This window comes from Bacteroidota bacterium (assembly GCA_039111535.1).
GTDB lineage: Bacteria > Bacteroidota > Rhodothermia > Rhodothermales > JAHQVL01 > JBCCIM01.
The window spans coordinates 1-25,962 of sequence record JBCCIM010000022.1 but is presented as its reverse complement, the minus strand read 5'-3'; the positions used below and the strand labels follow the sequence as shown (position 1 = coordinate 25,962).

At 51.8% G+C, this 25,962-nt stretch carries 17 protein-coding genes; 14 read left to right on the top strand and 3 right to left on the bottom strand.

The genetic code is table 11. From position 1 onward, the window contains the following. The first annotated feature begins 78 nt into the window (after positions 1–78). The 3 genes from AAF564_05780 (at position 79) to AAF564_05770 (ending at position 5,169) form a co-directional block, all read left to right on the top strand. Complete coding sequence (locus AAF564_05780) at positions 79–2,178, top strand: hydantoinase/oxoprolinase family protein (protein ID MEM8485036.1); 2,100 nt, start codon at positions 79–81, stop codon at positions 2,176–2,178. Positions 2,179–2,430: 252 nt separating this feature from the next. Then, positions 2,431–3,996 (top strand): hydantoinase B/oxoprolinase family protein, encoded by a 1,566-nt coding sequence (locus tag AAF564_05775; GenBank protein ID MEM8485035.1) that lies wholly within the window; start codon positions 2,431–2,433, stop codon positions 3,994–3,996. A 69-nt stretch (positions 3,997–4,065) separates the two neighbouring features. Then, positions 4,066–5,169, top strand: a complete 1,104-nt coding sequence (locus AAF564_05770) for a serine hydrolase (protein ID MEM8485034.1) — start codon at positions 4,066–4,068, stop codon at positions 5,167–5,169. 3 nt (positions 5,170–5,172) lie between these two features. On the opposite strand, the gene AAF564_05765 is transcribed toward AAF564_05770, so the two are convergent. Continuing rightward, on the bottom strand, positions 5,173–6,156 hold the full coding sequence (locus AAF564_05765; GenBank protein ID MEM8485033.1) for a N(4)-(beta-N-acetylglucosaminyl)-L-asparaginase: 984 nt from the start codon (positions 6,154–6,156) through the stop codon (positions 5,173–5,175). 115 nt (positions 6,157–6,271) lie between these two features. Between AAF564_05765 and AAF564_05760 the strand changes: the two genes are divergently transcribed. After that, the gene (locus AAF564_05760; GenBank protein MEM8485032.1) at positions 6,272–6,670 is read left to right on the top strand and encodes a hypothetical protein; all 399 of its coding nucleotides are present in this window, start codon (positions 6,272–6,274) and stop codon (positions 6,668–6,670) included. A gap of 193 nt (positions 6,671–6,863) precedes the next feature. Here the strand turns inward: AAF564_05760 and acnA are convergent, their stop codons facing one another. After that, positions 6,864–9,599 carry an aconitate hydratase AcnA gene (acnA, locus tag AAF564_05755; GenBank protein ID MEM8485031.1) on the bottom strand — a complete coding sequence of 912 codons (2,736 nt, stop codon included), beginning with the start codon at positions 9,597–9,599 and terminating at the stop codon, positions 6,864–6,866. Positions 9,600–9,741: 142 nt separating this feature from the next. Next, positions 9,742–11,745 (bottom strand): T9SS type A sorting domain-containing protein, encoded by a 2,004-nt coding sequence (locus tag AAF564_05750; GenBank protein MEM8485030.1) that lies wholly within the window; start codon positions 11,743–11,745, stop codon positions 9,742–9,744. A gap of 305 nt (positions 11,746–12,050) precedes the next feature. Between AAF564_05750 and AAF564_05745 the strand changes: the two genes are divergently transcribed. The 10 genes from AAF564_05745 to AAF564_05700 all read left to right on the top strand — a co-directional run bounded on the left by AAF564_05745 (position 12,051) and on the right by AAF564_05700 (position 25,826). Further along, positions 12,051–15,368 (top strand): carboxypeptidase regulatory-like domain-containing protein, encoded by a 3,318-nt coding sequence (locus tag AAF564_05745; protein MEM8485029.1) that lies wholly within the window; start codon positions 12,051–12,053, stop codon positions 15,366–15,368. A 60-nt stretch (positions 15,369–15,428) separates the two neighbouring features. Further along, positions 15,429–16,487 (top strand): PA0069 family radical SAM protein, encoded by a 1,059-nt coding sequence (locus tag AAF564_05740; GenBank protein ID MEM8485028.1) that lies wholly within the window; start codon positions 15,429–15,431, stop codon positions 16,485–16,487. 422 nt (positions 16,488–16,909) lie between these two features. After that, positions 16,910–17,368: an FKBP-type peptidyl-prolyl cis-trans isomerase gene (locus AAF564_05735; GenBank protein ID MEM8485027.1), complete on the top strand. Its 459-nt coding sequence runs from the start codon at positions 16,910–16,912 to the stop codon at positions 17,366–17,368. A gap of 237 nt (positions 17,369–17,605) precedes the next feature. After that, positions 17,606–17,998, top strand: coding sequence for an FKBP-type peptidyl-prolyl cis-trans isomerase (locus tag AAF564_05730; GenBank protein MEM8485026.1), 393 nt, complete (start codon positions 17,606–17,608; stop codon positions 17,996–17,998). Between the two features lie 9 nt (positions 17,999–18,007). Continuing rightward, positions 18,008–18,559 carry an adenylate kinase gene (locus tag AAF564_05725; GenBank protein ID MEM8485025.1) on the top strand — a complete coding sequence of 184 codons (552 nt, stop codon included), beginning with the start codon at positions 18,008–18,010 and terminating at the stop codon, positions 18,557–18,559. Positions 18,560–18,985: 426 nt separating this feature from the next. Next, on the top strand, positions 18,986–20,707 hold the full coding sequence (locus AAF564_05720; protein MEM8485024.1) for an AMP-binding protein: 1,722 nt from the start codon (positions 18,986–18,988) through the stop codon (positions 20,705–20,707). Between the two features lie 134 nt (positions 20,708–20,841). Beyond that, entirely contained in the window at positions 20,842–22,152 is a 1,311-nt protein-coding gene (locus tag AAF564_05715) for an AMP-binding protein (protein MEM8485023.1), read from the top strand. A 78-nt stretch (positions 22,153–22,230) separates the two neighbouring features. After that, positions 22,231–24,825, top strand: coding sequence for an SGNH/GDSL hydrolase family protein (locus AAF564_05710; protein MEM8485022.1), 2,595 nt, complete (start codon positions 22,231–22,233; stop codon positions 24,823–24,825). Positions 24,826–24,891: 66 nt separating this feature from the next. Next, on the top strand, positions 24,892–25,170 hold the full coding sequence (locus AAF564_05705; protein MEM8485021.1) for an acyl carrier protein: 279 nt from the start codon (positions 24,892–24,894) through the stop codon (positions 25,168–25,170). Continuing rightward, complete coding sequence (locus AAF564_05700) at positions 25,167–25,826, top strand: chorismate pyruvate-lyase family protein (GenBank protein MEM8485020.1); 660 nt, start codon at positions 25,167–25,169, stop codon at positions 25,824–25,826. The genes AAF564_05705 and AAF564_05700 overlap by 4 nt, the downstream gene beginning before the upstream one ends. Positions 25,827–25,962: the final 136 nt, after the last annotated feature.

Genomic DNA, 25,962 nt, shown 5'->3' with positions numbered 1-25,962 from the left:
CAGGTGTAGGAGGGAGAAACAGGTAGGGGAAATACATAGATGTTGGGAATTGGCGTCCGTTAAGAAAGAGGATTGTTTATGAATGCGGGAAGCAAGTCGCCCGAAGCAGAGCTGGTAGGTATCGATGTTGGTGGTACATTCACTGATTTTGTCTGGCTGAGAGAGGGGCGCCTCGTTGTGCAAAAAGTCTCAACAACCCCGGAAGATCAGAGTACAGGTATTTTGGCCGGCATTGACGCGCTTGGGGTCTCGGAGCATGCAGCTGTTGTGCACGGGACGACCGTTGCCACCAATGCCTTGCTTGAATACCGTGGTGCACGAACCGCCCTGCTGACAACAGAAGGATTTGCTGATGTCCTGGCGATTGGCCGGCAGAACAGGCCGCATCTGTATCGCCTGGGGCAGCAGCGCCGCCCCTCCCTTGTGCCGGAGTCTTTGCGGTTAGAGGCTGCTGAGCGGGTAGATGCTGAAGGGCGTGTATTGAAGCCGTTGGATGTGGCCACACTCGATGCAGCGGTAGCGGTGCTTATTGCTGAAGAGGTTGAGAGTGTTGCGCTGGTGTTTCTTTTTTCTTTTTTGCATCCGGCGCATGAGCGAGAAGCAGCAGCCTATTTGCGTACGCGGCTTCCTGGAATTCATCTGTCGGTTAGCAGCCAGTTGTTGCCTGAGTATCGGGAGTATGAGCGTACGGCAACAACGGTGATCAATGCGTACGTTCAGCCACTGGTTGCAAACTACCTGGGCCGGCTGAAATCTGCACTCGGAGATCGCCCGGTCCGGGTTATGCAGTCGAGTGGCGGGGCAATCGGACTTGAGAAAGCTGCAGCCCAGGCTGCGCGGCTTGTGCTCAGTGGGCCTGCGGGCGGCATTGTCGGTGCTTTTGATGTGGCGCGTACGGCCATGCAATCTGAGGCTCCCCAGATCATTACGTTTGACATGGGAGGCACCAGTACGGACGTTGCGCTTTGCCCGGGTGTGTTACCGCGTACTTCGGAAGGCGAAATTGCTGGCCTGCCGCTGCGATTTCCATCGACGGCCATACATACTGTGGGTGCTGGCGGTGGCTCTATTGCAAGTGTTGATGCTGGGGGCGTGTTGCGGGTTGGCCCCGAAAGTGCCGGCGCGGTTCCTGGTCCTGCATGTTATGGGCGAGGAGGAGCGCTGCCCACAGTAACCGATGCCAACCTGGTATTGGGCAGGTTGGACGCAGCCGCCTTTCTGGGAGGTACGGCGACCCTGAGCCTCAACCTGGATCTGGCACGCCAGGCCTTGAAGCCTATGGCGGACAAGTTGAATGTAACCATAGAGGCCGCCGCGTTAGGGATTGTGCAAGTTGCAAATGCAACCATGGAGCGCGCTGTTCGGAAAGTCTCTGTTGAAAAAGGATATGATCCGAGGAATTACACCCTGGTGCCTTTCGGAGGTGCCGGCCCCTTGCACGCTTGTGCACTGGCGGAGGCCCTTGGCATGCGGCATATTCTGATCCCGCGCTATCCCGGTGTGTTAAGTGCACTGGGTTTATTGATGGCAGATGTGACGTATGAGTCTTCCCAGTCGGTACTACAGACATACCAGGTATTGCGAGAAGATCTGGTAGGTTTGAAAGCTGGTCTCCTGGCCCTTGCGGAGCAGGTGCAACAGGTGCTTGTTGCGCCTGGCAAGGAGGAGCCTGTTTTGTCGGCGTTATTAGAGATGCGGTATCGGGGGCAAGGGTATGAGATAGAAGCCGGCTTTATCGCAGCGTTTGAATTGACTGCACCATTGGATACGCTGTTGGATGATTCTTATGTGCTGGAATCTCTGCAAGAGGCAGTAACTTCTTTTCATGCCTTGCACAGGCAGCGCTATGGGTATGCGCTTGAAGATGATCGGGTTGAGGTGGTTACATTGCGGGTTGTTGGCCGGCAACCTGGCGCGCGTCCGGAACTACCGGCAATGTCGTTGGGAGCGCCAGATGCATCGGGTGCTATGGCAGGAAATGCTCGGGTTTGGTTTGGGGCAGCGCAGCCCGATATCGTCCCATTGTATGATCGCAACCGCTTGCAACCTGGCAATACGCTATCCGGACCCACCATTGTGTGCCAATATGATACTACACTGGTGATATCTGGACTATGGCGGATGGAGGTTGATGCGCACAATAGCATCCACCTTTGGCGCGAGGATGATGCGCTTTAGGATGATATGAACGTTTAGGCACACCTTATCCACAAAAAAACACGTGTTTGTAGGGATGCACATCTAACATATGTTAAAACTGTGATTATGGCCTAAAGTGCATTAAAACAAACACTTATTCAAAATCAAATGAGAGTTAGTGAAGAATGGATCAAAGTTAATTCCACAAGTTATCCACATTTTACACTACGTGATGTGGGTGTTTTTGTGGGTAGTGGATAAGCCGTAAATCAAGGAAACAAATTGCGAAACATGGATCCTGTACTGTTAACGCTATATGAGCACCGGTTTGCGGGTGTTTCTGAGGAAATGGGTGTCACATTGCAGCGCACCAGCTACTCGCCAAACATTAAGGAGCGCCTCGATTTTTCCTGCGCTGTGTTTGATGAAGCCGGCAGCATGGTAGCGCAGGCTGCTCATATTCCTGTTCATCTGGGGGCGATGCCGGCAAGCGTCGAAGCTGCCCTGCAAACCTTTCCCGATTGGCAGCCGGGCGATGTGGTTATGCTCAATGATCCTTATCAGGGCGGAACGCATTTACCCGACGTTACGCTGGTTTCTCCCGTGTTTGTTGATGGGCAGAGAGATCGGCCAAAATTCTTCATTGCCAGTCGTGCGCACCATGCTGATATCGGCGGCATGACACCCGGGTCGCTGCCGCTATCTACCGAAATCTACCAGGAAGGATTGATCATCCCGCCCGTCCGGCTTTACACGGCCGGGCAATTAAATGCAGATTTATTACGCCTCGTATTGCGCAATGTACGTACCCCTGAAGAGCGAAAGGGCGACCTTTCGGCGCAACGTGCAGCGCATGCTGTTGGCGCGCGTCGATTACAGGAATTGGCCACCCGCTACGGCATCGAAGAAGTACAGGCGTATGCCGGCCATGTGCAGGCCTATAGCAAAAAGCTCGTGCACGCTGCAATTTCCCAGTGGCCGGATGGGGTCTATCGCTATACCGACTACCTCGAGCTTGATGCTGAGGAGCCAGCCAGCCGGGTACCTGTTGTGCTGTGCGTAACGATTGATGGAGGCAGCATTACCTTTGACTTCGAAGGTACAGGGGCAGCAGACCAGAGTTCACTAAATGCTGTACTGAGTATTACCCAGTCTGCGTGTTACTATGTAGTTATTAGCCTGGCCGGCGAAGAGATTCCGGTAAATAGTGGATGTTTTTCAGCCGTGCATGTAAAGGCGCCGAACGGTTGTGTTGTAAATGCCACGCCGCCGGCAGCTGTAGCCGGCGGTAACGTTGAGACTTCACAGCGCATTGTGGACACAGCTTTTGGTGCGCTTGCGCAGGCATTGCCAAATCAGGTGCCGGCGGGGTCGCAAGGTACCATGAATAACCTGACGATCGGGGGGCAGCTTGCTGACGGGCGTCCGTTTGCCTACTACGAAACCATTGCCGGCGGCATGGGCGCAACTGCGTATGCTGACGGGCTTGATGGGGTGCATGTTCATATGTCTAACACGTTAAATACACCCGTTGAGGCATTGGAAATGGCTTTCCCTTTTCGGCTCAACACGTACACCTTACGAAAAGATGGCGCGGGCGGTGGACGGCAGCGAGGCGGGCGCGGTGTGGTGCGCGAATACCTCTTTTTACGAGATGTTACGGCTACCATGCTTAGCGAGCGGCGGGCCATTGCGCCGGTTGGGCTTGCCGGCGGCGAATCAGGAAGTAGTGGGGTAAACACACTTGTCAAAGCAAATGGCGAGCAAATAACCCTGCCATCTAAGTTTTCCAGACGGTTCAAGGAAGGAGAATGTCTGCGTATCGAAACGCCGGGCGGTGGCGGCTGGGGTGTTTAATCGTAACCTTAGGTACGTTGAAGTCGTAAAATGGGCCCTCCCCCTTGCTATAGAAAATTGCATTCTGCCATGCGTCTTTCATACTACACACTGCTATTGCTGGCACTCTTTACTACCGGATGCCTGCAAGCGCAGGATAAGCGTCAGCAAATTCCTGGGCTCGCTTTGGCAGATGCACCGCTATCTGCTGCGCAAGATGCCATTTTTGCTGAAATGGAGCGAGCCATTATGGCTGATTCTTTTCCCAATACAACCAGTGTGCTCTTGCTGCAAGACGGTAAACTTATCTATGAAGGATACTTTGGTTATGGTGACGAATTGTTGTTAAACGACACCCGTTCGGCTACCAAATCATTGACGGCGCTCATGGCGGGTGTTGCTATTGAGGCTGGTTTGCTCGCAGAGGATCAGCTCGTTTTTCCCTTGTTGCCAGATCTTGCTCCTGTTGAAAATGACAGTCCGTTGAAGCAACAAGTTACGGTTGCTGATTTGCTTTCAATGTCATCTGCGTTGGCGTGCAACGACAATGAAGGCACAAGTCCTGGGAATGAGGCAAACATGTACCCGCTGCGCAGTTGGTCCCGCTGGGCGGTGGATATTCCTGCTCGCGAAGCATATGAGCGCGATGAAAACGGACGCGGCGCGTTTGCTTACTGTACCGCTGGTTCTTTCTTGATGGGGCAAGTGATTGAGCGCGTATCAGGCCAAACGCTGGATGCGTTTTTTAAAGCACACCTCTTTGACCCGCTTGGCATTGAAACCTGGCAATGGAGCCGTTCTCCAACCGGTGAATATATGACAGGCGGCGGCCTCAGGCTGCGTGCGCGTGATCTTGCAAAAATTGGACTTATGGTGTTGAATGACGGCGTCTGGGGCAATACACAGGTAATCCCTGCATCCTGGGTGCAAAAGGCCACGTCTCCCATCGTTGTCGCAAATCCATTCCAAAAATACGGGTATCAGTTCTGGCGGCGGGCATGGCAGACGGACTGTGGCCCGCAGGAGGCGCCTTACATGTCGGGAAATGGTGGGAATAACGTGCTGATGCTGCCTGAGCTTGATGCAGTTGTTGTGCTTACGCGGCAGAACTACGGCCGTAATGGTATGCACCAGCAAAGCACCCGACTGACTGAGAATTATGCTCTACGTGCGCTGGGCTGTCCGACCGGGTAACAGTTACAGCCGGCTTTGTGCGTCGATCAGACGGTTGCCGTCGTTGTTGTCATACACCGCGTAATCAAAACCAGGCTGGATGCAGTAGCTGCCATACTCACCGTTTTTGTTGAGCGCAAGAAAGCCCACCTGAATGTCGCGGTAGTCCGGATTTTTGCTGATGACCCGTTCAACAGCAAGCCGGCAAGCTTCTTCGGGCGAGTTACCCTGCCGCATAAACTCTACCACGAGATGGCAGCCAACGACGCGGATTACTGCTTCTCCCCAACCGGTTGCGCATGCGCCGCCGACTTCATTGTCTACAAACAGGCCGGCGCCAATGATTGGCGAGTCACCGATGCGGCCATGCAATTTCCATGATGCGCCACTTGTTGTACAGGCGCCCGCCATATCCCCGTTTTCGTCCAGCGCGAGCATGCCAATGGTATCGTGGTTTTCCACATTAATTTCTGCGCGTACGTCTTCAGGTGCTTCCTCTAGCCATTTCTTCCAGGCTGCTTCGGCATCTGGGGTCAACAGGTTTTCTTTTTCGAAACCTTGTGCGAGCGCAAATTCGAGTGCACCTTCTCCTGCCAGCATCACGTGTGGGGTTTCTTCCATCACTTTACGCGCGACCGAAATCGGGTTTTTGATGTGCTGCAGGAAAGCTACCGATCCACAGTCGCCACTCGGACTCATAATGCAGGCATCTAGCGTAACGTGTCCATCGCGGTCGGGCCGGCCGCCAATGCCTACCGTATGCACATCAGGATCAGATTCGGTTACGCGTACGCCGGCTTCAACAGCATCAAGTGCACCACCACCGGCAGCCAAAATTTCCCAGGCGCCTTCATTTGCAGCAATACCATGATTCCAGGTTGAAATCACTACCGGTTTTACAGGAGTCACCGCAGGCGATTCCTGGTTTGCACAGGCTGAAAGAGAGATACTGGATGCAGCAATACTACCCAGTGAACCGATTTTGATAAACTGACGACGTGAGGCCATGGCTAAAAGTTGTTCTGGATTCCAGAGAATAATCTGTGGAATGATACGAGAACAAGGATTGTCTAACCACCACTTTGAATATTATTGAGCTAAAAAATAGAGAATGATGTATCGCATGATAAAATGTCTCCCGGGTGCGATTGCGCTATTGTTCATTATGGCTGGTTGCGACAGCACCTTGATGGAAGACGAAATACCTGTATTCATCGTTGAGACTGGCGGTGGCGAGACGTTCCGTATCAAAATCAACGATCCCAAAATTGAGCAGCAAGCAGATTCTTTGCTCAGCGCCGGCATCAACAAAATTGTACACGGTCCCATCATCGCTGGCGACGGCGGTTTTAATGCGCCGTACAGCTGGCACCTGAATCCTGGCGAAATCACGTTTCCTGATTTGGCTATAGAGCTATGCGACGGCCGCCCCAGTTTTGTTGAAAACGATTTGACTTACTGGCTGGAGAGCGTAGAAGTATACTGTCCCTGGGGCGCAAAGCTTGTTGGGAAAGAGAATTGATTGCGGATGGGCGCTGGGGTTGAATATCGAGCAAGGAACTCCGAATATCGAAGGAAAATCCAATAACTCCTAACTCCTAACTCCTAACTCCTAACTCCTAACTCCTAACTCCTAACTCCTAACCACAAAAAAACCCGCAGAAGCGTCAGGCGACTGCGGGTTTTTTATAGTACCAGACTTTTGTCGAAACGGCTTAGGCTTCAACGGAAGACGTATTCAGGAAATTCCGGAGTACGTAATGCAGGATACCACCGTTGCGGTAGTAATCTACTTCAACAGGCGTGTCGAGCCGGCAGCGTGTAGCAAAGCTGACAGTTGAGCCATCTGCTTTGGTCGCTGTGACTTGGATGTTTTGCCGGGGCTTCACGTCATCTGTCACAGGAATGCTGAAGGTTTCTGACCCGTCGAGTCCGAGTGAAGTTGGTGTTTCGCCATCAGCGAACTGCAAAGGCAGCACGCCCATACCGATCAGGTTGGAGCGATGGATGCGCTCAAAGCTTTCAGCAATCACAGCCTTTACACCGAGCAGGATGGTGCCTTTGGCAGCCCAGTCGCGGCTGGATCCCATGCCGTAGTCTTTACCAGCGAGGACAACCAGCGGGATACCGGCGTCCTGGTATTCCATGCTCGCGTCGTAAATCGGCTGTACTTCGCCAGACATCAGGTTCTTGGTGATACCACCTTCTGTGCCTGGTACCAGCTTGTTTTTGATGCGGATGTTTGCAAACGTACCGCGCATCATCACTTCGTGATTACCACGCCGAGAACCGAAGGAGTTGAAGTCCAAAAACTTCACGCCTTTGTCGGTTAGATAATTTCCTGCAGGGCCATCAGGTTTGATTGCGCCGGCTGGGGAAATATGATCGGTTGTGGTTGAGTCGCCGAGGATAGCCATGACCCGTGCGCCATCAATAGACTGGATCACAGGTGTTTCGGGCGTCAGGCCGGCGAAGAACGGCGGCTCCTGAATGTAAGTGGAATCCGCGTTCCAGTCGTAGATCGATCCTTCTGGAATTTTGATTCTATTCCAGTCTTCGTTGGACGTCTCAATACCGTCATATTCCTGCTTGAACATGTCGGGTGTAAGGAACTGGTTTACCGCATCCTGAACCTCTGCGTTGGTTGGCCAGATGTCTTTGAGGTAGACGTTGTTGCCGGCTTCATCTTGACCAATAGCATCTTTGCTGAGGTCGATATCAACCGTGCCTGCGAGGGCGAATGCAACGACGAGTGGCGGTGACGCCAGGAAGTTGGCCTGTACCAACTGGTGGATACGACCTTCGAAGTTACGGTTTCCAGAAAGCACACCCGAAACAATCAGGTCGCCTTCTCTAATGGCGTTTGCAGCGGGCTCCGGCAGCGGGCCAGAGTTACCAATACACGTTGTGCAACCGTAACCGACAAGGTTGAAGCCGAGTTGGTCGAGGTAAGGCAGGAGTCCTGCTGCATGCAGGTATTCTGTTACCACCTTTGATCCTGGCGCAAGGCTGGTTTTTACGTATGGCTTGACTTTCAGGCCGCGCGCAATGGCTTTCTTGGCCACAAGGCCGGCGCCGATCATTACCGACGGGTTGCTGGTGTTGGTGCAACTGGTGATGGCAGCAATAGCAACATCACCGTGTTTCATGTCGAGTTCGTTGCCGGCGTCGTCTTTGTACTTGCCGGTGTTGTCCAGCGCATCCTCTCTGAGGCCAAAGCCACGTGGTCCCGGTGGCGTCGTGAGCGACTTGGCAAAGTCTCCCTGCATGCCCGGCAGCGTGATCCGATCTTGCGGCCGCTTCGGGCCGGAAAGGCTCGGGACAACCGTGCTCATGTCGAGCTCCAGAACATCCAGGTATTCCGGGTCGGGGGTGTCATTGGTACGGAAGAGGCCTTGCGCTTTGGTGTAGCGTTCAACCATTGTGATGAGGTCTTCTGGCCGGCCGGTGCGGCGCAGGAAGGCCAGGGTTTCGTCATCAATTGGGAAGAAGCCCATGGTTGCACCGTACTCAGGCGCCATGTTGGCAATGGTCGCGCGGTCTGGCACAGAGAGATTGCTCAGGCCTGGGCCAAAGAACTCAACAAATTTCCCTACGACACCATACTTGCGAAGAATCTCTACAATGCCGAGTACGAGGTCGGTTGCCGTGGCACCTTCTGGCATTTCGCCGTGCAGACGGAAGCCGATCACCTCAGGCATCAACATGTAAATAGGCTGTCCGAGCATGACGGCTTCTGCTTCGATGCCGCCAACACCCCAGCCTACAACACCGAGACCATTGATCATGGTGGTGTGGCTGTCAGTACCAACAAGTGTGTCGGGGTAAGAAACCGTGACGCCGTCCGCGTCTTCTTTTGTCCAAACGCCTCGCGCTACATATTCCAGGTTAACCTGGTGGCAAATGCCGCTTGCTGGCGGGACAACAGAGAAGTTATCAAAGGCTTGCTGTCCCCAGCGCAGAAACTCGTAGCGTTCTCGATTTCGCGTAAACTCTTTTTCAGCGTTGATGCGCAGCGCATCTTGCATACCAAATGCATCAACCTGTACAGAGTGGTCGATGATCAGGTGAACCGGGACGCCCGGGTTGATTTCATTCGGGTCTCCGCCAAGTCGGGCCATCGCAGAGCGCATGGCTGCCAGGTCAACAACGGCGGGTACACCCGTGAAGTCCTGCAGCAGAACGCGTGCAGGCTTGAATGGAATTTCTTCCTTTGCCGGCGCTTTCGGGTTGTACGAAGCCAACCGTTCAACGTCTTCTTTGGTAACCAAAAATCCGTCACACTCACGCAGGACGGATTCGAGCAATACTTTTATAGAGAACGGCAGTTTTTCAATGCCTGTAAAACCCTGCTTGATGAGGGCATTGAGGTCGTAGTAATACGCGCTTCCCGCTCCGGTGTCGAAGGTGGATTTGGCGCCGAAATAATCTCGCTTTTCTGGAGTAGCCATACGCTGCTGGGTGTGATGGTTTATACCGCTTCAAAGAGGCTACTTCATACACAGGATACCCCGTTTTGGTCCATGCTTCGCGGTTTCTTGATGGGGGTTTGAGAGGCCTGAATCATCATCAGTGTATAAATATCACTGTGTACTACTTCATCAGGGTTATGTGCTCGCTTGCTGTAAACTGATGACCACGCACATTATAGAAATACGTACCACTTGCCAACCCACTACCATCAATGGTAAACCGGTGCTGCGTGTTGGCTTCGAGGAAGCCGTTGTGCAACGTCTGTACCTGCCGGCCAAGCATATCGAACAAAGTGATTTGAACATCCTGTCCACGCGCAATTGAAAGACTGAAAGTGGTTTGCGGATTGAATGGGTTTGGAAAAGCTTTACCCAGTTGATAAGCGCCCGTCAGGTCGATTGTCAACTGTGCCTCGTTGCTTAACTCAAACGCGCCGTCGAAGTCGATTTGTTTGAGCTGGAACGTATAGGTGCCGGCTGGCAAGTTATTGATATGATGCGCATAGGTCTGCGGCTCGTTGGTTGTGCCGGCGCCCTCGATAAACGTGATCGATTGCCCGTCTTGGAGCACTTCGAAGCCAGCGTTGTTGGTTTCGGAAGCTGTAGCCCATTTCAGACTGGCTGCGCTGCCATTGGCGGTTGCTTCAAAAGAAGTCAGTTCAACCGGGATGGGGTCACCCACCCGCGTGAAGTCAGCCACAAAATAACCCCGGCCCGAGCCGCCGAATACGTCCATTGCCGGTTCGCCGCCTGTACCGTCAAAATCGATGCTGGTGTTGAAGTCGCCCAGGACCTTGAACATTTCTGGCCCCGTTGGGATGATCTGGTGAATGCTTGCATCCGCACCCGCTGTCCAGTTTGAACCGTTGATACCGTCTTTGGTGTACACGGCTGTATAGGCGGGGAAGCTAAAGGTGTTAACTTCATACTGTCCGTTTCCATCAAAATCGACGGATCCGGTGAGGTAGCCACCCACGTAAACAATCTCCTCATTCGGGCAGACGGCAACGGCGTTGCCGTAGACGCCGGAGAATATGAAAAAGTCGACCAGCGCATTGGGAAATACAGCCCATTGTACTTCACCTGTGGCGTTGTATCTGGCGAGAAACATGTTGTCCGCCGGCTCTGGGCCTGTGTAGGTTGCTTCTGTGTTTTCAAAAATCACGTTGCCCAGTCCATAGCTACCGGCCACATACAAATCACCCGTTGCATCCAGGTCGATACTGTTCGCAAACGAAGAGCCAGTCCCGCCGGCGTAATCAATCCAGTTGATGGTGCCCGATGCGCTGTACTGCGCAACATACGCGCGGGCCTGCGGGCCAAACTGGGTGCTGCCAGCTGCTACCGGGTCGAGGGGGCCATCCCCATCAAAATCGACATTACCCCTGAATGCGCCGGATAGATGAAGCTGACCCTGGTCATCTACGAGCAAGTCGTTTGCCTGCACGTTACCTGTTGTCGGTGTGCCATCAATGGCTGTGCTGGATGTCCATTGCACAACACCTTCAGTGTCAAGTGCTACTGCATGCATCACGCCCGTGCCTTCCGTGTTGCCGGCTTCGTCGAGTTGTGTGGCTGCCAGATAAAGCAGATTGCTGTTATCTGAGAATACCAACCCGTTGACAAAGCCGTCGAGGTCCCCGATGGGTTTGACCCAGTTGAAGGTCCCATCGAGTTCATACTGCGCGATGAAAAGTCTGCTTGTTTCAGGTACGGCAGAAGTGATGTCATCAACCTCATCTTCGTCAAAATCTGCGGCGCCGTCGTAGGTGCCAGCGACGTAAAGTTTGCCATTACCAACCACGGTGCCACCGCCGGCCTCGTTGACCGTTTCAGATGCTGCCGTACCGCCGGCTGCAATGACCCAGTTGAGCGATCCATCTGCAGCATGACTGGAAATGAAAATGTCTGAGCCGCCACGGCTGGTGAAATCTGGCTCGCTATCCTGGTCGAAATCCGGTGAGTCGATAAAAGAACCGGTTTGAAAAAACGTCCCATCGCTATGGATATGCGTGTTGGATTGCGTAGGTAGCTGGACTGCATTTCCTGTAAATTCCTGTGCTACAACATCAGCAGCAAAAAACGAAACGCACAAGAGGAGAAAAGCTGGAATAGCAAATTTCATGGCAAGGCAAACAAATAGGCTATGCGGTGGACAGACGTCCGGCATAGCCAGTGATAAGACGCAGAAAGGCAGGGAGCAACCTGTCAGGTTTCGGGATGAAAGGACAGGGAAAACTGAGGAGCATTGTTATGATAAGGTCGTTTACATCGAAGCAGATCGCGGACACATTTTTCAGTAGTTCGTCCGAATTCGACGTGCTTTGCCCCGACTTCCTGGTAGCGTGCACTTCCATTACATTTCTCAGTAGTGCCTAGATTATGATTGACGCAGTGATTAAACACGTCAGGTGTTTCAGCTTGGTTTGTGTGTTATGTTTTTTAGCGCCGGCGCTTTCTTTCGGGCAGGCAGTTGGTTCGCTAACCGGGCAAGTCAAAGACCGGGCAACCGATGCACCCATTGCAAACGCCAGAGTTTTGATCAAACAGACAGGCATCCAAGCCAGATCAGGGGCCAGTGGTACCTTTCGTATTTCCAGTGTCCCTTTGGCCACGTATGTGGTTGTTGTTGAGGCAGACGGTTACCAGCAGGTGGAAATTCGGAATGTATTGTTGGAGCGTGCGTTGGCTGTAAATCTTGATATTTACCTGAATGAAGCATCCCAGGGCGGTACATATATTATCCTGCATACACCTGATTTGTTGGCTGAAGATGCGAGTGGTTTCGCCAAAAACTACAGCAGTGCTGATTTGACTATGCTGCCCTACCGAAACATTGACGACGTTGTGCGCACGCAGGCTGGCGTCATTTCTTTTGATGGACAACCCGGCCTTTACATGCGCGGCAATCGGGCCAGCGACGTGCAATACACCCTCGACGGGTTCAACCTGGACGGCGATTTTCATAACAATATTCCGTACCTCGCGCTCAATCAGTTGTCCGTTGAGACCGGGCACATGGGTGCGGCTTATGGCGACAAAATGGGTGGTATGGTGCACCTCTCTTTGAAATCAGATGCCCAGCGGTGGTTTGGGTTGGTGGAAGGACAGACTTCGGAGTCGTTCGATGCCTTTGGCTACAATGCCATCACGGGTGCTGCCGGCGGGCCGCTGTTGAAGGGGCGAGTCAACTTGCTCCTGGCAGGTACTTATGAAGACCAGTTTGACAGCACACCGAGTGCATTGGGGCAGTTGCGGGTTAAGCCAGAGGTATTGGAAGATTTGCGGGCATTTCCAATGGCATTTAGTGGTACAGACGTAGAGGGGAATCGGGTTTATTTGCCAATTCCTTTCAACCTGGAGAATGGCGCGTCGCTGATGGTTGACAATGATGGTTTTCCTGTGTTGACCGATGGGCATCTCACGTTTTCCGACGGGGTGACCATTGATGCTCAAAACCTTGCGCCTGCTGATATACAACTTGGGCCGGTCCAGCGCGCCAGCGTTCTTACACCAGATGCATTTAGTGTGGAAGATGCACTGCTGGGCCGGCAAAAAGAAAACCTCTTGCTGTTAGGTAACTTGTCTGTGAAAATCCTGCCCCGAACCCAACTCAGAATTGGGGCACTGTTTAATCAACAGGAACGAGATTGGTTTGATGAGACCAGCAACCGACGTGTATTATTTGCACCAGAAATGACGCAGCGCGTGGACCAGGAGGAGCAGTATTTGCATGTTGCACTGCGTCAACGTTTTTCAGCCAATACGCTGTTACACTTTCAAGGATCATACAGGAGTTTTTCCCAAACTATATACGACCCGCGGCTGGGGGAGAATTGGGAAAATCTTTTCTTTTATGGAGACATTGATGACCCTGCATTCATGTTCTTGTCATCGTACAAGTTTTTGTCCTTTGAAAACGAAATCCGGATTGATGATCATGGGACGCCGAATGATCCTTCTGATGACACAGAGTTTACCGTGCGCGTTCCCTTCTTTCCAGCCGTTTATGGTGATGGGAACGACCCGGCGGGTACCGACGAAGTAATCAACAGTCTCGTTCAAATTCCTGGAGGCCGCTATAATGCATTCCAGCAGCGTAGCGACGCTCGCATAAGAATGAGCGGATACTTTACTGCCGGCCTTGGATTGCATCAGGTGACGATTGGAGGTGCTTATGAAAAGCATACAAACCGGTTTTGGTACATCAACGCATCTAATTTGGCACCTTTTTATGCAGATGGAAATCCCGAGCGTATAGATCCTCTAAATCCTGATTTTAACCAGGAGGGATACACAACCTATGAGGAGCTTCCATTACAGCTACTTGATACCACCGTCGGGCTTTATTATGGCTACGACCTTCGGGGGCAAAACGAAGTGGATAGCGAAGATTTTGATACGTTGCTTTCTCAGGATCCCAATAAGCCCCTTGAGCACTATAACATTGCCCCATATCAGTCCGAATTGTTGAGTGGGTATGTGCAGGATCAGTTTGCATGGGATGGGCTTGTGGTCGAAGCCGGCGTGCGGTTTCAGCTTTTTGACAATAACACGCTTACGGTTATTGATCCCTTTTTCAACCGACCTGTATGCCGCGTAAGGGACCTGGGTAATTCGTTCAATGGAATCTGCGGCGAAGGTGCTGTAGCGACCGGTATCGGAGAAGACTTTGCGATATTCTACAGCGGCTCCACTATTGTTGGTTTTCGGGATACCAATGGCGTTTATTACGACGCCAGTGGCCAGGTAGCAGACGCTGGTACAATACAGTTGCAGGGGCAGGCGCGGGTAACAAGTAATGTCATAACCCGAGATATGTTTACTGCATACGATGCTGATCTCATTATTTTGCCTCGCATTAGTACGCGATATCATCTGAACCAAAATACAACGCTTTTTGCCAGCTATGGGCATTTTGCCCAGGCACCCAATGCATCGGCATTTGCTACCTTTGGTAGTTTTAGATCCGCCGGGACGCTGAGGAATTCCGGGCTTACTTCAGAGAAGCTTGCAAAAATTGAACTGGGCTTTCATCAGAAGTGGCATGAAGGTGTAGAGAGTACTCTGGCTGGTTTCTACAATAAGGGTAGCGACCTGATCGCTTCTTCGATTAACCGGGATCTTAGCTATTCTCGAGGCATCGAGCTAGGCTTGTTTTTAGCCGCACAACCTTTTCAAGTCAGGTTGAATTATACCTTGTCGTATTCAGAAGTGGAAGAAATACCACGGTTTTTCGATCAGCGCCATCGGCTGAACCTTGCTTTTCAACTTGATACGCCGGCCCAATTCGGACCTGCGATATTCGGCGTCCATCCTTTTGGTAAGATGCAGCTACATGCTTTGCTACAAGCCGGTAGTGGTTTTCCTTATACCCTAATTGAAGAACCTGTAAGTCAGGTCGGCGGAGCGCGCCTCCCAACTGTAGCCAGCAAAGTCAATGAGCTTCGGATGCCAGGCCAGGTGCGCGCCGATTTGCATATAGCCCGGCGGTTTGTGTATGCAGGATCCGCTGAGGCTGTCCTTTTCTTGCAAGTCCAAAACCTGTTCAATCGAACCAACAGCAACAAAGTCTGGCCTTTTACCGGACAACTGGATAATGATGGATATCTTGCGATGCCTGCTGGAGAAAGATATTTAGGAAATACTACTCCCACTGGAGAAACGCTTTATCGTCATCGCAACAGAATTCCCGAATGGGCAGGCATCCCCCGACTCATCCGGCTCGGCGTACGACTGGCATTCTAAGCGATTCAGGATCGTTTTTTGAACATGTGCATAACATATGTTCAATTTGATCCTGATCTCATGGAAATCGATCCAACCCCACGCCGGCGGGGGCGGGGCGCTGCCTCAAATCCTGCCAACAAGTTTTTGCAACACCATCACGTCGAGGATCCGGCTGCCCTCGATGCAGATGATCTCCGTCAAGTGAGAACGGAGTTCATCGCGGATACCTCCAAAACGGTCCTCTCCAAAAACAGCAGTCCGGATGTACCCTTCGACTACAGCATCAACCCGTATCGCGGGTGTGAACACGGCTGTATTTATTGTTATGCCCGGCCGTCCCACGAATTCCTGGGGTACTCCGCTGGCCTCGATTTTGAGACCAAAATTGTGGTCAAGCACAACATTGCAAAGCTACTGGCGAAAACCTTTCAGAAGAAGTCCTGGCAGCCGCAAACGGTGATGATGTCAGGGAATACGGATTGTTACCAGCCGGCAGAGCGCGAATTAAAACTCACCCGGTCGTGTCTGGAAGTGTTTGCCTGGCACCGGAATCCGGTTGCACTCATCACCAAAAACTATCTCGTTACCCGCGATATCGACTTGCTCGAAGAGCTCGCTTCACGCAACCTGGTCAGCGTCAGCATTTCAATCACGAGTTTGAAGCCGGAAGTGACCCGCGTGATGGAGCCCCGTACCTCCCACCCGATGCGGCGTATCGAAGCGATTGAGAAACTGGCGGCGCGTGGCATCCCGGTTGGCGTCATGGTTGCGCCCATTGTGCCCGGTCTGACCGATGAAGAAATGCCCGAGATTATCAAGGCGGCCGCCGGCGCCGGCGCGTCCTGGGCGCACTATGTCATGCTCCGGTTGCCGGGTGCTGTAAGAGAACTGTTTCTCGAATGGCTGGAGGCTGAGTTTCCGGACAGAAAACAACGCGTCATTAACCGCTTGCGCGACCTGCGCGGAGATGAACTTACCGATCAAAAGTTTGGACGCCGCATGCGCGGTGCTGGCAAGTGGGCGGAAATCCTGCGCCAACTACATCGCAACACCGTCAAGCAATACGGCCTCAACCAGGGCCGCATCAGCCACAGCACCGAACACTTCCGCCGCACAGGCCAGCAAGAGCTGTTTTAGGGACTGTGTGCTGAATAAAGGGGTTAAGGAGATGAGCTGCGTTTTTCGTGTTTTCGTGCTTCTGTTTTGAACTATTCCGGTACACGTAGCGATGCTATTGCATGCGTCTTTTAAAAAGAGAAGAACATCAATCGGCATTCGGCACTAAACGCAACCCTTCATTCGTATGAATGCCGAGTGTTCAATGAATGGCAACCTGCTTCTCAACCGTCATCCTGAGTCCTCGAAGGATCTTGGGTTGGCAGATTGTTGAATTGCGATTTAGGATTAGCGATCTTCACCACCTTACAACATTCCTTAATCACGGAATCATCTGGGCGCAATAGGCATTTAGGGAAGAAACGCGCGTGTCTATCCACCTCGCCACCGTAAATAGGCACGCCAGTTACATTTACATTCAGGAAATACTTTGAGGAATCCCTATGAAGCCTGCGTCCCTGCTGGTGGCCTTGTTGCTTGTGTGTAGTAGTTGTGACTCTGGAGATCCAGATCCCATCATTTTACCGTCTCCCAAACCTGAGTTTGTAGCAGATTCAAGCTATATCGTAACCGCAACCGGGTTGAAATATTTTGATCTCGTTGTTGGCGATACAGCCCGTGTCACGGCTGATTCAGGTGATGTGGTCCTGATCGACTACAATGCCTGGCTTGAAGATGAGACCATTTTTGACAGCTCTATTCTGGCCGGCCAGCCTATTCAGTTTGCTTTAGGTTTTGGCAATGTAATTGCAGGCATTGATGAAGGCGTGAGTGGTATGTACCTAGGCGGTTTGCGCCAGGTTGTTATCCCCCCCGAACTCGGCTATGGCGAAGAAGGCAATGACCTCGTCCCGTCAAATGAAACCCTCACGTTTGAAATTGCATTGCTCGGCGCTCAGTAATATTGCCGATTTGCCTTGTGATTTTATGGTCTACGGGTGTAGCTTTTGCTTTGTTGAAACAACCGGCACGGCCTGGTATTATCGACGGATCTGAGCCTTACCCATAGAGACGCTCTAAATTTACTCCCTCACCTAATTATAGACATTATGATCAATCGTAAGATCGTAACTGGATTTTCTTTGTTTCTTGCCCTCTTCTTTGTTGCTGCGTGTGATAGCAACGAAGATCCGGATGATATGATTGAAGGTCCTCAGGCGCGTGTCGTTGCTGAAGAGGATTTTACCGTAACCGACTCCGGATTAAAGTACTTTGACTTTGTGGATGGTGAAGGGCCGGCAGCTGCGGTTGGCGACACCCTTTTTGTAGACTACACCGGATGGCTTACCAACGGGTTGATTTTTGACAGCTCTGTTCTACTCCCTGGTCGCACCCCTATCCGTGTGATTATTGGTACAACCAATGTGATTCAGGGCTGGACCGAAGGATTACAGGGCATGCGTGAAGGCGGTGAGCGCCAGCTCGTGATTCCTCCTTCGTTGGGTTATGGCGCTTTCGGACAGGGTTCAGTGCCGCCAAACTCTATTATGATATTTGAAGTGGAGGTTGTAGGCCTTCGCGTTGGGAGTTAGCAATCATCAATGCCTCGGATTCTGGTTGTAGGCTCAAGCTGCGCCGGCAAATCTACCCTTTCACAAAAGTTGAGTGCCGCGCTGGATCTGCACTATATCCAGCTTGATGCCCTGCAGTGGATGCCTGGATGGACCGAGCGAGACGATCCTACCTTTTTTAAAATGCTGACTGAAGCGGTTACCCAGCATTCGCACTGGGTAATCGATGGGAATTACAGCAGAACCCATGCTATTTCCTGGCCTCGGGCCCAGGTTGTCGTATGGCTGAACTACAGCTATTCCCGCGTAGTGTGGCGTGCACTAACCCGTACGTGCCGCCGCGTTTTTACACGCGAACAACTCTATTCTGGCAACGTCGAGACGTTCCGGCGTTCTTTTCTTAGCCGCGATTCTATTCTCTGGTGGGTGATAAAAACATTCCATTACCGCCGCCGTCGCTATAGCGACATCCGCAAAAAGAATGCGTACGCCCACCTGGTGTGGATAGAATTGCGCCGGCCGATCCCGCTGGATGCACTTATTCTGAAAATAGAAAGCGCCATTCCTGCAGAAAAGCGCTAGACAAACACCCCTCATTTTGCCGGCAATCCGGCCTGGCTCCGGCACGGTTAAGATCTACCGAACGCGTGACGATAACGCAGATAAAGGAATTCCGTCGATTTTAATTCCGTTTCGTGTGGATGTCTGCTCCTTCAGACATGGATGCGCAAGCCAAAAGTGGCAGCTATCCGCGCCTAAGATCGAACAATTTCTCCTCCATAGTCGAGCGCTGTCCGCATAAGAGGTGGATTAATTTATGTGCCTATTTAATGCCACACCTCCCATTCGTTCGTTTTGGTCGAAATAAGCTGTGAGCAAGAAATGAATTTAGTTGCATTTTTTGCTGCTAGCGCAGTGCGCGATGACGGATATCTAGAAAGCTATTGCTTACGCCATAGAAAACTTCAGTTATAGATTTTTCTTATTGACGATTACACTTCTAATTATATGACTAACGCTTCCCTTCAAGAGAGGCTATATCGCCGGCTAGATGAAGCCCCTGAAAGCAAGGCGATTGCTTATTACGATCCTAAAGAGTCCCTGTCCTGGATCAGCTACGAGCAGTTTTTTACCCAATCCCTCGAAGTTGCTGCTCAAATCAAGAAACAAGGATTTAAGCAAGGTGACGTTTGTGTCATCGTGCTGCCAAGTGGCCACTTATCGGCCCGCTCCATTCTGGCTGTGCTGTTGCTGGGCGGCAATCCGCTGCTCGTTGCACCTCCTGCTGTGCAAGGAAGTATGCTCGACCTGCCCAAAATTCTGAAGCACACCGTTCGCAAATCAGGCGCCCGCGTGGTGCTTTGTGCTGATACGATGACCGATCTTCGGGAAGAGTTGACAGGTGACCTGGAAGGCGTGTCGCTCCTATTTGGCGAATCTGAGATTGTGCTGCCGGGCGAAGGTGGAGACATCGAACGCTATTACCCTGCTTCGGACGCCATCGGCGCGATGCAGCTAACTTCTGGTACAACAGGATTTCCACGCGTTTGCGTTTGGAGCCAGGAAGGCATCCTTGCTGCGCTGGATGGTATGGAAGCTGCTTGCGGTATCACGCAGGAAGATATTTGCTTTAACTGGACGCCTTTGTACCACGATATGGGGCTGATCAACAACTTTATGTTGTGCATGACCGCCGGCATTCCGCTGATCCTGTTCAGTCCACACGAATTTGTTAAACGCCCTTATCTCTGGCTTAAAGCCATGCAAGATACGGGCTCGACCTTTACTTGGTCTCCTAACTTCGGATATGCCATCACTGCCCAGCGTACGCGCGATCGGCAGATCGAAGGCCTCGATCTCAGCCACGTCAAAGCTTTTTGGAATGCTGCTGAAAGAATCCACTACGATACAGTTGTGGCGTTCTACGAGCGGTTCAAAGACTACGGATTGCAGGAAAGCGCACTGAAAATGAACTTTGGCTGCGCTGAAAACGTGGGCGGTGCAACCTTCACCGGTATGGATGAGCCGTACCAGGTTGAACACCTCGATCCGAGCAAGCTATACGGTGACTTTGTTGCCGAGCAAGTGCCGGAAGACAGTGAAAGCGTTGTCACCATTGTGAGTTGTGGCCAACCACACCCAACACTGGGCATCGAAATTCTTTCGGATGACAATGAGCTGTTACCTGAAGGTCGCGTAGGTCGCGTTGCGCTTCGCACGCCGTCGCGGTTGCTCTACTACAAAGAAGACCAGGAATCTACAGATGCAGCGCTTGTCAACGACTTGCTGCTAACGGGCGACATCGGGTACAAGCGGAATAACAACCTGTACTGGGTGGGTCGTGAAAAAGAGCGGATTGTACTACGCGGTAAAAAGTATGACCCAAGCGATTTTGAGCCCATTCTTTTTGATATAGAAGGGTTACGAACAGGCAGCTTTGTCGTTTTTGGTGTTGATGAAGGCGCCCATGGCACGCAGCGTGTTGTGGTTGTGTCTGAAGTACGCGAGCCGTTAACCCGCAGCCTGGAAGACATTTCTGGTGACATCACCAAGCAAATATTGCTGCGCCTGGGTGTTACCGTATCAGATATTGAGCTTGTAAAAGCCGGCACACTGGCGAAAACATCCAGTGGCAAGCGTCGGCATCGGCATTTCCGTCAGATGTACATCGACGGAAAACTTAAACCCTATCGTGTTGACGAATCTTCAATAGAGGCTGATATAAGCTAAACCCCCGGGAGTGAATCGCGCCGCCGGCACATACGCCCTGCGTGTGGCACCTTGTGTGTCTGTTCGAGCGGCTAACGTCTTTAATGTCGAAATCTTCTTCATGAAGCATTTTTGATAGCGATTGTGAGATAGCAATGATTAGTAATTTAGATCCATTTATTGAAAAGCTGGGCCGACACGCGCTTGAAGAAGTGCAGCTGAGGAAATTCCAGATAATGCTGGATAAAATCCTCACCCACAACACCTTTTACCAGCAGAAGCTGAATGCTGCCGGCATTACGTCGTCAAGCGATATCAAGTCGTTTGAAGATTTTCGCAAACTGCCGTTTACCACGAAGCAGGAGCTTGTGCACGACCAGGTGGATAACCCGCCTTATGGCACCAATCTTACGTTTCCGCTCGAATTATATACGCGGATTCACCAGACTTCCGGTACCACCGGTGAGCCACTGCGCTGCCTTGATACCGAAGAAAGCTGGGATTGGTGGGCACGATGCTGGGCAGCAGTATATCGGGGCGCCGGCGTAACGCCTTCCGATCGCATTTTCTTTGCGTTCTCTTTTGGGCCGTTTATCGGGTTCTGGAGCGCATACGCAGGAGCACAGCGCATCGGCGCGCTGGCGCTGCCTGGTGGCGGTATGTCGTCATTGCAGCGCATCAAGTTTATGCTCAAAAACGAAGTGACGGTACTGGTTTGTACACCAACTTATGCCCTGCATCTCGCTGAAGTAGCAGAGCAGGAAGGTATCGACCTGTCAGAATCCAATGTGCGCATCACCATTCACGCAGGAGAGCCTGGCGCCAGTTTGCCGGCTACCAAAGAGCGGATCGAACGGGTTTGGGGCGCGCGATGCTGTGACCATGCCGGCGCAACGGAAGTTGGTGCATGGGGCTTCGAAGCGGCCAATAGCGGCTCTTTCTTTGTCAATGAAGCTGAATTTATTGCTGAAGTAGTCGACAAAGAAGGTAATCCTGCTAACGAAGGCGAGCTCATTATTACGAACCTCGGCCGACTCGGCATGCCAGTTATCCGGTACCGTACAGGTGACCGTGTGGCGATCGATACTTCTGAAACCAGCAGCGAACGTACGTTCCGCCGGCTCAAAGGGGGGGTCATCGGACGCATTGACGATGCATTGATTGTGCGCGGCATCAACGTATTCCCGAGCGCAATTGAGAACATCGTGCGCCGGTTTGAAGATGTTGGAGAGTTCGCTGTGGATGTTTACCGCAACAAAAACCTGGACGAAATGGAAATCCGGGTCGAGATTGGCGGCGAAAATCCTGAAGAGACGGCCAAAGACATTGTGAAGGTGCTTCGTAACGGTCTTGGACTGCGTGTCCAGCTGAATGTGGTGCCCCAGGGGACACTGCCACGGTTTGACCTGAAAGCCCGTCGCTTTACAGATCACAGAAAACTTAACCTGGCAGTAGCCGGGAGCTAATATCCTGCAATATTTCAGGATGTACGGAAAAGCCGGCCTCGTGCCGGCTCCGTATTTAATGTCCCACAGATCTACATTATGTTAAAGTATACCAAAGTAGTTTCAGAGCAGTTGGGCGAGGGAAGCGCTGGCGGGATGACCAAAGGGATGGGCATTCCATTCCTGGCCAGTAATATTCAGTTTCCCAAATTGTTGGTGCTGGTTTTACAACTGGCTGTTGTCATTTTCTCGATCAGGCTTTTCAACGTAGAAGATGCCAGCGCGCTGCATATCATTCTGCCTATCATTTTTGGCGGCTTTATTATTCATGCCGTCCTGGCGCCTTCTTTACGGTTGCCCTTCTTTGTATTCCTCTCGCTTGCAGCCATAATCGCGGTTTTTAGCTGGGTAAATGGGCTTTGGCTCATCGGTATAGGGCTCGGCTTGATTGGATTGTGTCATTTACCGATACCGTTTCGTGCGCGTGTTGCGCTGGTGCTGCTTGCAGTTGCCGGCCTCGTTGTGTTGCGCGGCGGTTGGGTGACAACGTCGTGGTCAGAGTTGATTCTGCCTATTCTGGGCGCCATGTTCATGTTCAGGCTTGTGATTTACATGCACGACCTGCGCCACGAACGGAAGCCGGCGACCATCTGGGAGCGGCTTGCCTATTTCTTTTTACTGCCCAATGTTGCGTTTCCACTTTTTCCGGTAATTGACTACCAGCTGTTTCGGAAAACGTATTACAACGACGACGACTACAAAATTTATCAGAAAGGGGTACTCTGGATATTTCGTGGGGTAACACACCTCATCCTGTATCGGGCGGTGTATTACTATCTCGTCCCTACGCCTGAAGAAATTCAAGGCCTCTGGCAGGTTGTGCTGTTCATCATTTCCAGCTATCTGATCTACCTGCGTGTATCCGGACTCTTCCATGTGATCATTGGGATCTTGTGCCTGTTCGGCATGAACTTGCCTGAGACGCACCACCATTACTTCCTCGCTGGTGAATTCAACGAAGTCTGGCGCAAGCTGAACATCTACTGGAAGGACTTCATGGCGAAGGTGCTGTATTACCCGCTGGTGATGAAGATCAGAAAGATGGGCATGATGCGCGCCCGTGTACTTGGGACAATGCTTGTGTTTGTCGCAACCTGGCTGCTGCACTCGTACCAATGGTTTTGGCTGCGGGGTGCCTTTCCGCTAAACGCGATTGACGGCCTTTACTGGGGGATCCTGGGTATGTTTGTGGTAATCAATACCATCAAAACAACCAAAGATCTAACACCTAAAGACGACGAGGACACAGGATGGTCGTGGGGCCTGGCATCTCGCCAGTCTATGCGGATTCTGGGCATGTTCATTTTTATGAGTGTGCTCTGGTCTTTCTGGAGTAGTCACTCGATTGCTGACTGGTGGTCTGTGATGATGGTTGGTGGCACAGCGAGTTTGCAAGAATATGGCCTGCTGATGCTGGGTATATTTGGCATTTTCGCAATGCTGGTAACGCATTTGTTTATGGATTTCAAGGGATGGAGCTTGCTGTGGGATGAAAATGAATTGCCTTTCTATAGCGTTGCGCTGCGTACAAGTATTGGTGTGCTGGCGTTGGTAGCCGTTGGGATGCCTCGCGTGAACAACAATTTTGGCGAAAAGTCTGCCTCATTTATTGCCTCGCTCAAAGAAAGCCGGCTCAACGATCGTGACCAGGGTGTATTGGAGCGCGGATACTATGAAGGCCTGATCGACGGGAATAGCTACACGTCGCAGATCTGGTGGACCGACAAAGGAGAGAAACCGGATAACTGGAAAGCCACAATGAACTCGGATGCCGTACAGCCGGGTGAAGATGTGCTGGTGTATGAACTCATTCCTTCCTACAGTGGCATCATCAAAGATGCACCGTTCAACGTGAACGAATGGGGCATGCGCGACAAGTCCTACGCCAAAGAAAAGGAGCCGGGTACCTTCCGCATCGCCTTTATGGGTGCCTCGTTTGAACAGGGCGCCGGCGTTGACGACGAAGAAATTTTCCCTGCGCTTATCGAACAGATGCTGAATGCACAGCACGCGGGACAGACGTACGACAAGTATGAAGTGCTCAGCTTTGCTGTCGGCGGATACAGTCCGGTGCAGACGCTGTACCTGATGGAGAACCGTGCAGCCGAGTTTGCGCCTGATGCCATTATCTATGCGATTCACTCTACCGAAAAGCGCCGGCTCCTGATGCAGTTGCAGAAGTTGGCACAGGACAAGCGCGACGTATCGTACGTGTTCCTCAACGATATTTTTGCTGAGGCGGGTGTGACCAAAGATATCACACACCAGGAAGCTCGTCGCCGGCTCGATCCATTTGGCGATAAAATTATTCGCACCAGTTTTGAGAAAATGGGTGAATTTAGCGAAGCCAACCAGATTCCGATCATCGGACTCTTTGTGCCAAGCACCGAGGAGGTAGATGGATACAATGAAGAATGGCACCCAATCCTAAAAGGCTATGCTGAAGAATCTGGCTTCAATGTTGTTACGCTAGAAGGAGCATACCAGGGGGTAGATGCTGAATCAGTATATCTCGCGCCATGGGATACCCATCTCAACAAGCGCGGACATAAACTGATTGCTGATGCCCTTTACAAAACCCTGGTCGAGGAAGATGCTCGACTGCAACTGGGATTAACTGCTACGACAGATTAAAAAGCAGCATGGGCTGATCCGTACCGGACAGCATTCTCTTTACGTAATCAAGATTTAAATAATACAATGAGCGAAGCGGTAACACAGAATATTGACGAGATCAAGGCGGTAACCAAGAAATATCTGGGCGACTTCATTCCTCCCAAAAAGATGGAAGTATTGGAAGATGCCACTGCACTGATTACCGGCGGTATCCTTGACTCGATCACCATCGTAGAACTGGCTGCCTCTCTTGAAGACCACTACGATATCAAGTTTGAAACCTTCGAAATGAGTGTAGACTACTTCGATACCCTTGCGGATATCGCGAACGTAGTTCAGGAAAAAATTGCAGGAAACGCATGAGTAGTGCCGGTGACAGCGCCCCCGCAGGATTGGATGAAAGCCGAATTACAATCAGCCCCGATATAAACGGAGCCGGCTTTGATCCGCTTGGTGATTTGCTGGTGGCGCAAGTCGAAAAACCGGCGCACTTGCGTGAGATTAATCTACGCACGCTTACGCCTTACCAGCGCGCGTTGCTTACCATCGATGGAACAGTAACAAAGTTCATCGAGGCGTATGTAATGGAGCCTGTCATGGTGAAATTACTGGAGCAGGATACAAGAGAGCTGGCCGACCGGCATCCCTGGCTTGAAGTGGATGCCGGCACACCGGTCATTACACGCCAGGTGATTCTGGAAGGTAAATACAGCAAGCGCCTCTTTGCGTATGCTGTATCGCTGCTGGTCCATGATCAGTTGCCCGACGCTGTGCGCGAAGACTTGAAGGTTCACCCACAGGGCATTGGCCGCGTGCTTATCAAGAACAAGCTCGAAACCCGGCGTGAAGTACTCTGGTACGGCAGAGAAGAAATGGAGGAGTTGCCGGCAGCCGTACGGAGCCGTTCAGATGGTCGCTTCAACAGCCGCACCTACCGCGTGATTTGTAGCGGAAACCCCTTTATGCTCATCAACGAGAAATTCCCCCTCATCGACGGCCAGATCCTCGATCATCACTAGCGCGCCATATCAGGCGCCTTGTCCCATCCATGTTTGCCCGCGTCTCACGAAGGACCTGGGCGAGCAAAAGGCTTGTTGAATATCTAACACCGAACCAGGGGTGTTCAGAAAAAATAGTAGCTGTCAAAGTTCAGTT

Coding starts and splice junctions, on each gene's coding strand:
- AAF564_05780 (MEM8485036.1), top strand. CDS start 79: ATGAATGCGGGAAGCAAGTCGCCCGAAGCAGAGCTGGTAGGTATCGAT.
- AAF564_05775 (MEM8485035.1), top strand. CDS start 2,431: ATGGATCCTGTACTGTTAACGCTATATGAGCACCGGTTTGCGGGTGTT.
- AAF564_05770 (MEM8485034.1), top strand. CDS start 4,066: ATGCGTCTTTCATACTACACACTGCTATTGCTGGCACTCTTTACTACC.
- AAF564_05765 (MEM8485033.1), bottom strand. CDS start 6,156: ATGGCCTCACGTCGTCAGTTTATCAAAATCGGTTCACTGGGTAGTATT.
- AAF564_05760 (MEM8485032.1), top strand. CDS start 6,272: ATGATAAAATGTCTCCCGGGTGCGATTGCGCTATTGTTCATTATGGCT.
- acnA (MEM8485031.1), bottom strand. CDS start 9,599: ATGGCTACTCCAGAAAAGCGAGATTATTTCGGCGCCAAATCCACCTTC.
- AAF564_05750 (MEM8485030.1), bottom strand. CDS start 11,745: ATGAAATTTGCTATTCCAGCTTTTCTCCTCTTGTGCGTTTCGTTTTTT.
- AAF564_05740 (MEM8485028.1), top strand. CDS start 15,429: ATGGAAATCGATCCAACCCCACGCCGGCGGGGGCGGGGCGCTGCCTCA.
- AAF564_05735 (MEM8485027.1), top strand. CDS start 16,910: ATGAAGCCTGCGTCCCTGCTGGTGGCCTTGTTGCTTGTGTGTAGTAGT.
- AAF564_05730 (MEM8485026.1), top strand. CDS start 17,606: ATGATTGAAGGTCCTCAGGCGCGTGTCGTTGCTGAAGAGGATTTTACC.
- AAF564_05725 (MEM8485025.1), top strand. CDS start 18,008: ATGCCTCGGATTCTGGTTGTAGGCTCAAGCTGCGCCGGCAAATCTACC.
- AAF564_05720 (MEM8485024.1), top strand. CDS start 18,986: ATGACTAACGCTTCCCTTCAAGAGAGGCTATATCGCCGGCTAGATGAA.
- AAF564_05715 (MEM8485023.1), top strand. CDS start 20,842: ATGATTAGTAATTTAGATCCATTTATTGAAAAGCTGGGCCGACACGCG.
- AAF564_05710 (MEM8485022.1), top strand. CDS start 22,231: ATGTTAAAGTATACCAAAGTAGTTTCAGAGCAGTTGGGCGAGGGAAGC.
- AAF564_05705 (MEM8485021.1), top strand. CDS start 24,892: ATGAGCGAAGCGGTAACACAGAATATTGACGAGATCAAGGCGGTAACC.
- AAF564_05700 (MEM8485020.1), top strand. CDS start 25,167: ATGAGTAGTGCCGGTGACAGCGCCCCCGCAGGATTGGATGAAAGCCGA.